Origin of the sequence: Xinfangfangia pollutisoli (assembly GCF_020179405.1) — a bacterium.
Classification (GTDB): Bacteria; Pseudomonadota; Alphaproteobacteria; order Rhodobacterales; family Rhodobacteraceae; genus Pseudogemmobacter; species Pseudogemmobacter pollutisoli.
In genome coordinates, this window is sequence record NZ_JAICBZ010000026.1 from 1 (window position 1) to 13,380 (window position 13,380).

The window sequence follows — 13,380 nt, forward strand, 5'->3', positions numbered from 1 at the left end:
CGTTCCAGGCAGGATGCGACCAGCGCCATGCCGCGATGGCGCGGCCGCGGCGCCTGCACCTGCGGGCCGGCATCGGTCAGCGCCACCACGCCCACCGCGCCGCCCTGCAAGACCGCGCGCCAGCCGGCCAGCGCCAAAGCCTCGGCCGCCGCGACCGAGCGCAGGCGGCCCTTGGTTCCCCACAGCATCGGCGCGCGGAAATCGGCGATCAGCAGCAGGCTGCGTTCGCGGTCTTCGTGGAAGCTGCGCACATGCGGGCTGCCCGACCGGGCCGAGGCGGCGGCGTCGATATGGCGCGGGTCGTCGCCTTCGGAAAACGGCCTTATCTCGCGGATCTCATGGCCCTGTCCGCGCCGCCGTGTGGCGGTGGCGCCGGGGCGTTCGGCCAGGCTTGCCGCCTCGCCGCCGATGCGCAGGGCGGCCCCTTCCAGCGCCATCAGCCCCGCGGCACCGATATGGGCGGGGTCGCTGCGGCCCGACATCACCAGGGCCGGACCTGGGACAGAAGCCGGGCGATCAGATCGCGCGAGGTCAGGCCTTCCGATGTGGCCCGCCAGCCCGGGATCAGCCGGTGCGACAGAACATCCGGCGCCAAAGCCTCGACATCCTCGGGCAGGGCATGGTTGCGGCCCAGCAATGCCGCCCGCGCCCGGGCCGAAGCCGCCAGTGCCAGCGAGCCGCGCGGTGACACGGCATGCGCGACCAGCCCTTCCAGCGGGCCCGAAGGATCGCGCGTTGCCACCACCAGCCGCACGATGAAATCCTTCAGCGCCGGCGCCAGGAAGATGCCGGCCACCGCATCGCGCGCCGCGGCAATCGCCGTGCCGGGCAGGCGTTCGGCCGGGGGGGCGGGCTGGTGCTGCGCCTCGCCCTCGACCAGATCCAGGATCGCGCGTTCCGCCTCGGCCCCCGGCAGGGCCAGGTCCAGATGCAAGAGGAACCGGTCCAGCTGCGCTTCGGGCAAGGGGAAGGTTCCCTCATGCTCGATCGAGTTCTGCGTCGCCACGACCATGAACGGATCGGGCAGTTTCCGGGTCGTGCCGCCCGCCGTCACCTGCGCCTCGGCCATCGCCTCCAGCAGGGCCGATTGCACCTTGGGCGGCGCGCGGTTGATTTCGTCGACCAGCACCAGCTCGTGAAAGATCGGGCCGGGCAGGAAATCGAACCGCCCGCCATCGGGGCGGAAGATCTGCGTGCCGGTGATGTCCGAGGGCATCAGGTCGGGGGTGCATTGGATGCGGGCAAAGCTGCCCGCCAACCCCGCCGCCAGCAGCTTGACCGCCCGCGTCTTGGCCAGGCCCGGCGGGCCCTCGATCAGCACATGCCCGCCCGCCAGCAGCGCGGTCATCAGCCGCTCGACCAGCGCCTCATGGCCCACAAGCCCCTGCCGCACCTGCGCGGCCAGCGCAATCACCGGCTGCAAGGCCGGCGGCGCGGCCGAAGCCTCGCCCTGTCCATCCATCGCCACGTCTCTCCTCCCCGATCAACGCGTCGTCCTGGCAGGAAGACTGGCAGGCTTGCCGCCACATGGCCAGAAGGACGGGGGTCAGACTTTCGGATGACCGCCGGGCGCCGCGGCTAGAAACACAGCATCTCGGCTTCGGCCTGGGCCCGGCGCAGATCGGCCAGCATGTTGCGCATGGCCGGGGCGCCGCGGAACATTGCCCCCGCCTCGCCGCCGCCCTGGCGCATGCGCAGCACCGTCTCGGCCGAGACGTAATCGTCGAAGGGCAGGATCGAGGCGATCTCGTCGATCGAGCAGGAACAGCGGCGCAGCGCGTCCTGGCTTTGGCCGTTAACTGCCATGCAGGCAAAGACATATTCCGCCCGCGCCTCGGTCGGATAGTCATTGGCCTGGGGCGCGGCGGCGGCGGCACCGGCCAGAGACAGGGCAGTGCCAAGCGCCAGCGCGGGCAGGACCAGGCGGGTCCGGCGGAAGGGGATCGGGTGCATCGGGCCTAATCCTTCAGAAGCTGCAGATGCTCACTATAGCCCTGGGCCCCGGCCGGAGTATCCGCCTTTAGTTCGAGAACCCGGCCCGGCGTGGCCGCATCATAGGTGATGGTGATCGCCAGATCGGCAAAGCCGCCCATCCGCGCGCGGTTGGCATCCTGTGCGAAGGGCGTCAGCGTCAGGCTGTGCGGGCCCTGCCCCGCTGCCAGATCGGCTGCCCCAAGCGCCTCGCGGATGCGGTTGCGGATGTAGAAGGGGCTGCCGCCGGTCTGGGCCGCCATCACCCGCACCACATCTTCCAGAAACACCAGCAGCACCGGGTTCGGGCCTGCGGAGGAAAACGACAGATCGGGCAGGGTCTTGCCGTCTTCGATGCGCTTCAGGACCAGCTGCATCCCATCTTTGGCCGGCGCGGCCAGCAGGTCCAGCCGGCCATCGCCGACCGCAGCGGGCAGCGCATTGCCTTCGGGGGACGGGGCGGGTGCGCCCTCGGCCGGGGCGGGCAGGTCGCGGCGGAAGCCATAGGCGGCAAGCGGGCCTTCGGCCGCCTCCGCCCAGACCCCCGGCGCCAGAACCAGATCGCTGAACGCCCCGGCCTGGGCCGTGCCGGCCAGCAGCGGCAGGCTGGCAAACAAGGCAATGAAAAAAGCTTTCATTCGATCTCCTCCAGCGACAGCACGAAGCCCCGGCCGCGCAGCGTGCGCAGCGCCAGACCATAGGGGGCGAAATTCGCCAGCTTGCGGCGCAGATAGCCCAGATAGACATCGACGACATTCTCGGTCGAGCCGCCATGCGGCGCCCAAAGCGCATCGAACAATTCGCCACGCGTCAGCACCTGCCCGGCGCGCGCGATCAACAGCGCCAGCAATTCGCCCTCACGCTCGGTCAGGATCACCGGCCGCCCGCTGCCCTGAACGCTGCGCGTCACCGGATCGTAGACCAGCCGGCCCAGGGCCAGCGGCGCCAGACGCGGCGCGGCGCGGCGCAGTTGCACCTCAAGCCGGGCCAGCAGTTCCGACAGCTGGAAGGGTTTCACCACATAATCCTGCGCCCCGGCCTCAAGCCCCTCGGCCCGGTCCTCGACCCGCGCCAGCGCCGACAGCATGATCGCGGGCAGGCGCTGGCCCTGGGCGCGCAGATTGGCCAGCAGCGCGGCACCGCTGTCGTCGCCCAGCATCATGTCGATGATCGCGGCATCGAAGCTTTCGGCGCCGCGCACGGCAAGCTCGGCCTCGGCGACGGTTTCGGCCCAAAGCGCGGCATGGCCGGCCGCCCCCAGACCGCGCGACAGGACCGAGGCGATATCGGGGTCATCCTCGACGATCAGGATACGGGCCAAGCTTCCTCCTTCCACAGCGGCAGATCCAGGCGCAGGCGGAAGCCGGGGCCCGGTTCGGGCATCAGCCGCCCATCCGAAGCCTCGGCCACCCAGCGCGCAAGTGCAAGCCCGACACCGAACCCTGCCCCGGCGGCGGGGCCGCCGAAACCGTCCACCGCGGCGGAGCCGCGGGCGAAGCGGGCGAACAGCCGCTCGGCCTGATCGGGCGGCAGGCCGGGGCCGGTATCGGCGATCAGCACGCTGGCGCGGTGATCAACGGCGGCGCCGGTCACCGAGATCTCGGCGCCGCGCCCGGCATATTTCGCCGCATTCTCGAACAGGCCGGCAAAGACCTGACGCAGCCAGTCGGCATCGCCCCGCACCGACAGGGGCGGCAGATCGACCCGCGCGGTCACGCCTGCGCGTTTCAGAACCGGGGCCAGATCGGCCAGCGCCGCCGTGGCGGCCTGGGCCAGATCGACCCGGTCCTGCGCGAGGTCCAGATGGCCGCTTTCCGAGCGGGCGATGCGCAGAATGTCCTCGATCCGGCGGAACAGCCGCTGCGCCCGGGCGCGGATCGTCGCGAAGGCGGCCCGCGCGGCCGGATCGGGCGAGGCCTCGCCCAGTTCCGCCTCGCCCAGGATCACCGTCAGGGGGGTGCGCAATTCATGGCCGACATCGGCAAAGAACCGGCGCCGGGCGCTGTCGATGCCGGCAAGCCGTGCATTGGCGGCCGACAATTCGGCGGTCCGGCCTTCGACAATGCCTTCCAGCCGGCCGAAATCCTGCGCCAGCCGGGCGCGGCGGCGGTCGATCCGGGCCGAGATCTGCCGCAGCCGCGCGAACATCAGCCCCAATTCGTCATGGCCCCGCGCTTGTTCCGGCAGGGCGCCCTGCACCAGCGCCTCGGCCGAGGCGGTGGCCTGGCCCAGCCGGGCGAAAAGCGGCCGGAACAGCCAGAAATACAGCGCCAGCAACAGAAGCGGCGCCGCCAGCGCCACGGCGATCGCAGCGCTCAGCAGCGGGCGGCGCAGGGCCTCCATCGCCGAAAGCGCCTGGTCGCGGCGGCGGACTTCCTGCTCGATCTGCGCCGCGGCGACGCCCGGGGCCTGGGCCGCGTAGAAGGCCAGCGCCGCCTCGGCCGCGGATGAGCCCGGCGTGGCCAGGGCCAGTGCCGCATCCAACTGGCGGAACTGCGCGCGCAGCCGGGCCGGCGCCATGCTTTGGCGGGCGCGGCGGGTGGCTTCGACCTCGTCCGGGGCGGCGGCCACGTCTTCGGCGACCAGCCGGTCCAGCACATCCAGCGCGCCGATCACCGCCGCATCGCCGGGCCGCTGGCCGGTGGTCAGCCAGCCCAGCATCCATTCATTGGCGCGCATCGACAGGGTCGCATAGGCTTCGATCCGGTGCTGGGCCGCCATGGCCTCGGCCGCCAGCGCCCGGGTGCGGCTGAAGCCATAGGCCGCCATCCCCGCCGCGGCCACCGCCAGAAGCGCCAGCAGCAATGCCCCCAGCGCCAGCCGGGCCCGCAGGCCCAGGCGAAGGGGCGGGCGCCGCCGCGTCATGCCTTTTCCAGCCCCGCCTGCTGCGCCCCCGGTGGCTCCGCCGGGCCAGCTTGGCCCAAAGCGGCCTGCATGGCGCGGCGCAGGTCGCCCTCGGCCACCGGCTTTTCCAGGATCGCCACGGCGATATTGCCGGCCTCGGCCCGGATCGCCTTGGCCGATTCCGCGCTGACGATCAGCGCCGGCAGCGCGCGGCCCAGATCCTCGGTCAGGGCGGTGATGGTCTGAAGGCCGGTCTCTTCGCCATCCAGCCGGTAATCGGTCAACAACAGGTCGGGCACCCTGCGGGCCACGGCATCGCGGGCCGCGCCCACGCTGTCGACCGCCTGCACCTCCATCCCCCAGCCGCCCAGCAGGAAGTCATAGGCGCGGCGCATGACCGGATCGTTTTCAACCACCAGCACCCGGCGCCCGCTGAAATCGCCCGCGGTGCGGCGCTGATGGGCCACGGCGGGCGGCCCCGCCGCCGGCGCCCCTGCCCCGCCATAGCGCGCCAGCCGCACCCGGAAGCGCGAGCCGCGGCCGCGTTCGGACCGCAGTTCCAGCGCGTGGCCCAGCTGCTGGCAGGCGCGGCGCACGATCGACAGGCCCAGGCCGGTGCCGGGCTGGTCCTGCCGCGACAGCCGCTCGAATTCCTGGAAGATGCGGTCCTGATCCTTGGCGGCGATGCCGGGGCCGGCATCCAGCACTTCCAGCCAGACGCTGTCGCCCGCGCGCCGGATGCCGACCAGAACCTTCTTCTTGGTGGTGTATTTCAGCGCATTGGTGATCAGGTTCTGCGCGATCTGGCGCAGATAGACCGGGTCGCTTTCCACCGTGACCGACGAGGCCACGAAGCGCAGGTCAATGCCGCGGCTGGTGGCCAGGGGCTGCATGTCGATGATCAGCCGGCGGAACAGCCGGCCGATCGCCAGGGGCGCGGGGTTCATGCGGAAGCTTTGGCTGTCGAAGCGGGCGATGTCGGACAGCGCCCGGATCAGTTCCTCGGCGGATTCGAAGGTGGCCGTCAGATGCGAGACCAGATCGCGCTGCATCGTATCGCCGCTGAGCGCGGCCAGTTCGGTCAGATGCGACAGGAACAGCTTGGCGGCCGAAAGCGGCTGCAACAGATCGTGGCTGGCCGCGCGCAGGAAGCGCGATTTGGCGCGGTTGGCCTCGTCGGCGATTTCGCGCGCCTTGGCCAGTTCGGCATTGATCTTGGCCAGATCGGACAGCGCCTGTTCCAGATCGCGGTTGCGCGCCACGACTTCGCGTTCCAGCACCGCCGCCGCGCGGGTCGCGGCATAGGCGGGGCCGCGGTTTTCCTCGATCCGCTCCAGCCGCTGCATCAGCGCCTGGTTGATGCGCGTCAGCTTGGCAATGGTGCGGGCAGGATCTTCGGGCAGATCGGCCATCAGGGCAGCCCCCGGTCCAGGATCGCCAGGCCCACGAAGGTCTGGTTCACATGGATGCCACCATGCTGTTCGCCATAGGTGTTGAAGCCCGCGATGCGGTGGTCGCGGCACAGCTGCGCCACGGTTTCCTGCTCGCCCGCCTGTTCCACCGCGATCCGGCGCAGGATGCAGTCAAAGCCCAGCACCAGCTGCGCCGGCCCCAGCGCCTCCATCCGGTGGCGCAGGCCCTGGGTCAGGCTTTCGGGCCGGCCCAGCGTCAGGATCGCGCCGGTCTGCAGCGAGGACATCAGGCTGAGCCCGCCCTCGGGCGTCACGCCCGAGATGGCGCGCACGAAATGCCGCCCACCCGCGCGTTCCAGCAGCGGATTTTCCGCGAAGGCCCGCGGGCCAAGCGCGCTGTCGGCAAGGCCGATCAGGCGGGCATATTCCTCGGCCGCGGGTTCGGCATTGATCTCGCGGATCACCCGGTTTTCCGGGTCGGCATCGGTCACCACCATCTTCTCGCCCACGGGGACGAAATGGTCGAAGACCACCTCTTCAATGGCGAAATCGGTGTCGATCAGGCAGAACAGCGCGCTTTCGTCGCGGGTCTCGCCATTCATCGCCAGATGGGTGCGCCCGAAGCGCAGCCCGTCGCCGGCCGAGCCGCCCAGGACCAGAAGCCCCGGCAATGTGGCATCGACCGTCGTCGTCACCAGTTCCTCGCGACCGCTCATCCCGTCGATCAGCAACAGGCCAAAGCGCGACCTTCCCTCGGTTTCCGGCATCCGGTCCGAGATCGTGCGCAGCGCGCGCATCCAGTCCAGCGCCGCATGCTGGCGCAGCCGCGACAGCCACAGCGCCTCGGCCCGGAAGGCGCGGGCCGAGAGGGCGATGCCGATCACCCGGTCGTCATTGTAGCCGTCGAAGGCAAAGCCGCCGGCCGAGGAACAGGCCAGAACCGTGCAGCCGGGCCCGAACCAGTCGGACAGGCGCTGCGACAGCGGGGCCACCATCGTGCCATCGGCGGCAAAGATCAGGATCAGCGCGGGCTGGTCTTCGCTGAAGGCCTGGGTCAGCGTCAGCGCGACGCGCGCCAGATCGCCCTCGGCCGAGGCGACGCGGGCCCGGGGGGCGGCGGTCTTTTCCATCAGCGGCTGAACAGACGCGCCTTGTTGGCAAGAAGCGCCGCCTGCGTCCGGTTGCGCACATTGATCTTGTGCATGATCGCCGCGATATGGGTCTTCACCGTGGCCTCGGTGATCGACAGCTCATAGCTGATGATCTTGTTCGGCCGCCCGCGGCAGATCTGGCGCAGGATGTTCATCTGCTGCGGCGTCAGCGTGGCGAAATTCTGGATCAGCGCCGTCATTTCCTCGTCTTCGGCGGCTTCCTGTTCGAACCCGTCGGGCAGGATCGTCTCGCCCGCCCACATCCGGCGGAACGCATCGACCATTTCGGCCCGCGGCAGGCTTTTCGAGATATAGCCGCGCGCCCCCGCCGCCAGAACTGACGAGACGATCGAGGGCTCGATTTCCGACGAGATCACCGTGACCGTGCCGCGCGGCACCTTGTTGCACAGGCTGACCACGCCTTCGATCCCGGCCACATCCGGCAGGTTCAGGTCCAGGACCACCGCATCGGGCGGGCCTTCGGCCTGGATGCTGGCCTCGGCGGCGGCCAGGCTCCAGACCACGCGGACCCGGCGCAGACCGAAGGCCAGGTTCAGCGTGACCGAAAGCGCCTCGGCCATCAGCGGGTGGTCGTCGACGATCAGAACGTCGCGCACCTGGCCGCTGCCCAGCCGTGCAACATCGCTGCCGGCCCCGTGTCGCGTCACGCGCTGTTCCATGCCACAGTCCTCCCCAAAGCGCCTGCGGACCTCCCCGTCCTGGCGCTGCGGTCATGTTAAGAGATTCTTATCAGAAATCGACAGGGTAATTTCGCCCTGTCCGGCAAATCCTTTGCATCGGCAGGGCCTTGCCGGCGCCGGGTGCCGTCACTTCGGCAGATGGCCCGCAATGGCGCGGCCAAGCGCGAAGGCGCGCTGTTCCAGGATCACCGGCACCTCGCAGACATAGGTCAGCGATTGCTGGCGGTCCTGGAAGATGCGGACCGCCCAATCCAGCTTGGCCTCGGCCGCGTCGATCGCGTCGAAATCGGGCGGGTCGGCGGCGTTCAGCGCGTCGAAGCCGTGGCGCAGCGCGACGATTTCATCATCCAGCGCTTCCTGCTTATGGGCATAGCGGGTGATCGCCGCCATCACCCGGTCGCGCCGAAGCTGGATATGGTCGAAGGCGGCCAGGAACAGCGCCGGCAGCGCCGCCGGATCATGGGTTGCGGCGAAATCGGCGATCAGGGCCTGCGCCTCGTCCAAAGGCGTGCGGCGCAGGGCGATGATCTGGGCCAGGCTTTCGATCTCGGGCGATTTGGCCAGGGCCTGGGCGGCCTCGTCCGGCGGGGGGCCGGCCCAGACCTGCCCCACCGACAGCGCCGGCTGGCGGCGCTGGATGCAGGGCCAGTCGGGATCGGTCGAGCCCGCGCCCCAGGCGGGCGCCGCGGCAAGAAGCGCGCAAAGCAGAAGCGGACGGATCATCAAGCCCCCCCTTTCCGGCCGCGCCAAAGGCCCTTGGCCGGATCATACATGAAGACGGTGCCACCGAAGAACACCAGCGTGCAGCCCAGCGTCACCGCCAGCGACAGCGGGTCGATCTGGCCGTAAAGCGCGAAGCGGATCAACTCAACCGAATGGGTGAAGGGGTTCACCGCGCAGATCGCATGCAGCAGCACGCTGGATTCCTTCATCCGCCACAGCGGGTAAAGCGCCGACGAGGCGAAGAACATCGGGAAGATCACGAAGTTCATCACCCCGGCAAAGTTTTCCAGCTGGCGGATCGCCGACGAGATCAGCAGGCCCAAAGAGCCCAGCATCAGCCCCGCCAGAACCAGTGCCGGCAGCACGGTCAGATAGCCCATCAGCGGCGGGCGGATGCCCCACAGCCAGGCGATGATCAGGAAGGCATAGACCTGCGCCACCGCGACCAGCACGGCCGACAGAAGTTTCGCGCCCAGCAGGAACCAGCGCGGGAAAGGGCTGACCAGCAGGCTGCGCATCGCGCCGGTTTCACGGTCATAGACCATGGAAAGCGACGATTGCATGCCGGAAAACAGCAGGATCATCCCGCACAGACCCGGGGTCACATAGACCTCGTACAGGACATAGGTCTTGTAGGGCGGCGTGATCGACAGGCCCAGGACCGAGCGGAAGCCGGCGGCGAAGATGAACAGCCAGACCAGCGGGCGGACCAGCGCGGCCAGAAAGCGCTCGCGCTGGCGGGCGAAGCGCAGGAATTCGCGCGTGGCGATTCCGGCCAGGGCGATGGACCAGCCCTTCATGCCGGCTCACCCGTCAGGCGCAGGAAGGCCTGGGACAGGCTGTCGCCGCCGGCCAGGGCCTCGGCCCGGCCATCGGCCAGAACCGCGCCGCGATGCAGGACCACGACATGATCGGCGGGGTCGATTTCGTCGAAGATATGCGTGGCCCACAGGGTCGAGACGCCTTCTTCGGCGATCAGCCGGCGCACCAGGGCGGCCACTTCGGCCCGGGCACGCAGATCCAGCCCCGCCGTCGCCTCGTCCAGCAGCAGAAGTTGCGGCCGGTGCAGAAGGGCGCGGGCGATCTCGGCCCGGCGCTGCTGGCCGCCCGACAGGGTGGAAGCGCGCATGCCCGCCTTGTCGGCCAGATCGACCAGATCCAGAACCTCGGCGATCCGCGCCCTTGCGGCGGCGCCGCCGATTCCGTGCAGGGCGGCGTGATAGGACAGGTTCTGCCGCAGGGTCAGATCGCCGTCCAGCGCGCGCGACTGGAACACAACCCCCAGACGCGCCAGCGCCTGCGAAGGCTGGCGGCGCGCATCGAAGCCCGCCACCGCGATCTTGCCCGAAGTGCTGTCGTAAAGCCGGGTGATCAGCGAGAAGAGCGTGGTCTTGCCCGCCCCGTTCACCCCCAGAAGCGCGCAGAAGGCGCCGCGCGGCACGATGAAAGACACGTCGCGCAACGCCTCGACCCGGCCGAACCGGTGGCTGACCCCGCCGATCTCCAAGGCGGGCGGGGTCTGTGCCGGGTCTGCGATCATTCCTTGCGGCGCTCGGCTTCGGTGAAATCGGCGTTCAGCTTGATGTCATACTGGCCATCGGCGCAGATCACGTCATCCAGATCGAAGCCGCCATCGGCCTCGACTTCGATATTCGCCGGATCGACCTCGCAGGTCATGGCGGCCAGCACCTCGTCGATCTTGGCGATCTGCTCGGCGGTGGCCTTGTCTTCGGCCAGAGCCGGCCCGGCGACCAAAGCCAGCACGGCGGCGATTGCGATGCGTTTCATGTCTTCTCTCCCTTCTGGTTAGCGAATGTTGAACTGGGCCTTCTGGCTGTCGCCATGCGAGCCCGGAATCGACAGCGTGTAGCTGCCCGGCACGATGGCGATGAAGCTGACCTCGGCCTCGCCCGCATTGTCGAATTCCAGCGAATGCACCCCCATCGGGCGCACTTCGATGCCGTTGATGACGATCTCGTTGATCCAGATCGCGCGGAAGAAATCGCCGCCCGACAGCGCCAGCTCGGCCGAACCGTCGGCGACGATCTTCATCTTGTAATAGGTGCCGGATTTCAGGTCATAGGGCGCCTCGGCCACCGGCTTGCCCGAGCCCAGCGTCAGGGGCGCCAGCTCGACCCGGTTCGCCTTGCCCATCAGCCCGGCAAAGCCATAGTCAAACTGCTGCGCGGCAGCCCCCCCCGCCACCAGCGCGGCCAGTGCCGCGGCCAGAATCCCTGCCTTCATGTCATCCTCCTGTTTTATCGCTTACGGTGTGGCCACGGCCACCACGCCCCAGGGCTGTTCGCCCACCGGGACCGAGACGGTGACCTCGTCCGTGGCGGTGTCGATCACCGAGATGTCGTTGGAATTGCCGTTGGTCGTGTACAGGAACTTGCCATCGGGCGAGAAGCCCAGCTGCCAGACCCTTTGTCCGACCAGCAGGTAATCGGTGATCTCAAGGTTGGCGACGTCGATCACCGCCACCCGGTTCGCCGGCCCCAGCGCGACATAGGCCTTGGCCCCGTCGGCGGTGACACGCAGCCCCACCGGCTGCAGCGCCTCGGGCAGGATGCCGGCCACTTCGAAGGTCAGTTTCTTGGTGATCTCATTCGTCGCCGTGTCGATCACGCTGACCGTGCCGCCGATTTCGGCGGTGACGAACAGCAGATGCCCGTCGGGCGTGTATTCGGCAAAGCGCGGGCGGCTGTCGACCAGCACATTGGCGACAATCTCGTAGGTCGAGGTGTCGATCATATGCGCCATGTTCGTGGTTTCCGAGGTGTTGACCACGATCTTGCCGTCGGGGCTGACGCCCATGCCTTCGGGTTCCACCCCCACCGGCACTTCGGCCAGAACCTGACGGGTCACCACATCGACCACGGTGACGATGTTGTCATCCTCGTTGGCGATATAAAGCGGGTTGCCCGACGGGTGCAGCACGAACAGTTCCGGGTCCGGTCCCGAAGGCAGCGAGGGCAGTTCCTCATAGGTCGCGGAATCGTAGACCCGCACCAGATCGTCATCCGAGGCGCAGACATAGATATGCTTGCCATCGGGCGAGGCGGTGATGCCGCGCGGGCGCTGCATGCCCTGGATCGTGTGGATCACCTCCAGCGTGGCGGCATCCAGCACGGTCACGCTGTTGCCCTTCTCGTTCGAGACGAAGATCTTGTCGGCCAGCGCCGGCCCCGCCAGAACCGTGCTGCAGGCCAGGGCTGCGAAAACTGCTTTCATTTCTTGCACTCCGTCTCGGGCCGGTCGGTGCCCAGCGTGTCCAGCTGGCTGACCTGGTGAAGGTATTCGTCCTGCGGGCTGACCGAGGCCACGACATTGCCGGCCACCAGCAGGATTGGCTGGCGCAGTTGACCGTCCCAGTCGCGGAAGGTCAGCTTCTGGCCCTTGAAAGCGGCCAGGTCGAACTTGTCCGACAGGATGAAGTCATGCATCACCCCGTAATCGCCGCCCTTGGTGCGGGTCGCGGCCTCGCCGATCACCCGCAGCGCCATCCAGGCCTGGAAATCCTCGGGCCGCGCCGGGCGATGGGCCGATTTCTCGAAGCGGGTCTGGAACTGCGTGCCGCCCCAGGCTTCCTGCGCGGGGTTCCAGCTTTCGGGCACCAGCCCGGCCGAGCCGGCGACGGGCCGCGCATCCCAGGTGTGATAGGGCAGCCAATCGGCGAAAACCCCGGCGCGGTCGGCGGCGATCACCACGTCATGGGCAGGCAGCCCCTGGGTGAAGACCGGCATCTGCTTTTGCACCTGCACATGGCCGGAATCGGTGCGCCGCGCGCCGCCCGTGTCTTCGTAGACGCGTTCCTCGACGATGCGCAGGCCGAATTTCTCGGCCGAATGGCGATAGGCGGCGGCAAGCGCCTGATCCTCGGGGTGGCTGCCGGCGATCAGCACCACCTCGTCCCAGCGCTTCCAGGCCAGATATTGCGCCAGCGCATCGGTCATCATCGCGTCCGAAGGCGCGACATGCAGCAGGTTCGCCCGGCAATCGGCACCGCGCAGCGCATCATCGGTGGCCAGCGCATTGAAGACCAGCGCCCGGTCGCCGGCGATATCGGCCAGCCGCACCGTCGTTTCCGCATCGGCCAGCGTGACGACATAGGTGATCCCGGCATCCAGCAGCCGCTGCAGTTCGGCCTCGACCGTCTCGGGCGTTGCCACCACGGTTTCGGTCACGAAGGACTGGCCCAGGAAGCTGCCGGTCGTGGCATTGTCGGCCGTGCCCAGATCGGCGCCGGCCAGGCCCAGATCGTCGGGCGGCAAGTCCAGCCGGGAAATCGGCATCGGGCCCGGCGCATCGACGCGGATCACCGCGACGCGATATTCCACGCTTTCGGCCAATGCCGGCAGGCCAAGCGCCAGAAGGCCAAGGCCGCAGATTGCCCCATTCAACTTGCTCATCATCGTCTCCCTGCCGGCATTCAGGCATGGCAGGGCGGGGGGGCAAAGCGCTATTGCATGATAAGATTATCATAAGGCAATGATTTCAAAGCTTATACTACTTTTGGCTGATTTCCCAATTCCCCGGCGCCGCCGCATCTTTCGAAAAAGACCGCGGCAGCGGAAG

General features: G+C 68.7%; 16 protein-coding genes. All 16 read right to left on the reverse strand.

Translation table 11 applies throughout. From position 1 onward, the window contains the following. On the reverse strand, positions 1–482 hold a 482-nt coding region (locus K1Y73_RS09840; RefSeq protein ID WP_404819081.1), incomplete at its 3' end, for a DUF58 domain-containing protein. Then, positions 482–1,462: an AAA family ATPase gene (locus K1Y73_RS09845; protein ID WP_225028168.1), complete on the reverse strand. Its 981-nt coding sequence runs from the start codon at positions 1,460–1,462 to the stop codon at positions 482–484. The genes K1Y73_RS09845 and K1Y73_RS09840, both read right to left, overlap by 1 nt. 116 nt (positions 1,463–1,578) lie before the next feature. Further along, on the reverse strand, positions 1,579–1,953 hold the full coding sequence (locus K1Y73_RS09850) for a hypothetical protein (protein ID WP_225028121.1): 375 nt from the start codon (positions 1,951–1,953) through the stop codon (positions 1,579–1,581). A 5-nt stretch (positions 1,954–1,958) separates the two neighbouring features. Continuing rightward, complete coding sequence (locus K1Y73_RS09855) at positions 1,959–2,609, reverse strand: hypothetical protein (protein ID WP_225028122.1); 651 nt, start codon at positions 2,607–2,609, stop codon at positions 1,959–1,961. Further along, on the reverse strand, positions 2,606–3,292 hold the full coding sequence (locus K1Y73_RS09860; RefSeq protein WP_225028123.1) for a response regulator transcription factor: 687 nt from the start codon (positions 3,290–3,292) through the stop codon (positions 2,606–2,608). Before K1Y73_RS09860 ends, K1Y73_RS09855 begins: the two co-directional genes overlap by 4 nt. Further along, the gene (locus tag K1Y73_RS09865; protein ID WP_225028124.1) at positions 3,277–4,836 is read right to left on the reverse strand and encodes a sensor histidine kinase; all 1,560 of its coding nucleotides are present in this window, start codon (positions 4,834–4,836) and stop codon (positions 3,277–3,279) included. The genes K1Y73_RS09860 and K1Y73_RS09865 overlap by 16 nt, the downstream gene beginning before the upstream one ends. Continuing rightward, positions 4,833–6,227 carry an ATP-binding protein gene (locus K1Y73_RS09870; protein ID WP_225028125.1) on the reverse strand — a complete coding sequence of 465 codons (1,395 nt, stop codon included), beginning with the start codon at positions 6,225–6,227 and terminating at the stop codon, positions 4,833–4,835. Before K1Y73_RS09870 ends, K1Y73_RS09865 begins: the two co-directional genes overlap by 4 nt. Then, on the reverse strand, positions 6,227–7,357 hold the full coding sequence (locus tag K1Y73_RS09875; RefSeq protein ID WP_225028126.1) for an FIST N-terminal domain-containing protein: 1,131 nt from the start codon (positions 7,355–7,357) through the stop codon (positions 6,227–6,229). Before K1Y73_RS09875 ends, K1Y73_RS09870 begins: the two co-directional genes overlap by 1 nt. Then, positions 7,357–8,058: a response regulator gene (locus K1Y73_RS09880; RefSeq protein WP_225028127.1), complete on the reverse strand. Its 702-nt coding sequence runs from the start codon at positions 8,056–8,058 to the stop codon at positions 7,357–7,359. Before K1Y73_RS09880 ends, K1Y73_RS09875 begins: the two co-directional genes overlap by 1 nt. A gap of 147 nt (positions 8,059–8,205) precedes the next feature. Then, positions 8,206–8,802 (reverse strand): hypothetical protein, encoded by a 597-nt coding sequence (locus K1Y73_RS09885; RefSeq protein ID WP_225028128.1) that lies wholly within the window; start codon positions 8,800–8,802, stop codon positions 8,206–8,208. After that, positions 8,802–9,602 carry an ABC transporter permease gene (locus tag K1Y73_RS09890; RefSeq protein ID WP_225028129.1) on the reverse strand — a complete coding sequence of 267 codons (801 nt, stop codon included), beginning with the start codon at positions 9,600–9,602 and terminating at the stop codon, positions 8,802–8,804. The genes K1Y73_RS09885 and K1Y73_RS09890 overlap by 1 nt, the downstream gene beginning before the upstream one ends. Further along, on the reverse strand, positions 9,599–10,342 hold the full coding sequence (locus K1Y73_RS09895; protein WP_225028130.1) for an ATP-binding cassette domain-containing protein: 744 nt from the start codon (positions 10,340–10,342) through the stop codon (positions 9,599–9,601). Before K1Y73_RS09895 ends, K1Y73_RS09890 begins: the two co-directional genes overlap by 4 nt. Next, positions 10,339–10,590, reverse strand: a complete 252-nt coding sequence (locus K1Y73_RS09900; protein ID WP_225028131.1) for a PepSY domain-containing protein — start codon at positions 10,588–10,590, stop codon at positions 10,339–10,341. Before K1Y73_RS09900 ends, K1Y73_RS09895 begins: the two co-directional genes overlap by 4 nt. Positions 10,591–10,608: 18 nt before the next feature. After that, positions 10,609–11,046, reverse strand: coding sequence for a cupredoxin domain-containing protein (locus K1Y73_RS09905; protein WP_225028132.1), 438 nt, complete (start codon positions 11,044–11,046; stop codon positions 10,609–10,611). A 21-nt stretch (positions 11,047–11,067) separates the two neighbouring features. Next, a complete protein-coding gene (locus K1Y73_RS09910; RefSeq protein ID WP_225028133.1) occupies positions 11,068–12,036 on the reverse strand; it encodes a PQQ-dependent catabolism-associated beta-propeller protein in 969 nt (322 codons plus the stop codon). Further along, entirely contained in the window at positions 12,033–13,214 is a 1,182-nt protein-coding gene (locus K1Y73_RS09915; protein WP_225028134.1) for an ABC transporter substrate-binding protein, read from the reverse strand. Before K1Y73_RS09915 ends, K1Y73_RS09910 begins: the two co-directional genes overlap by 4 nt. Positions 13,215–13,380: the final 166 nt, after the last annotated feature.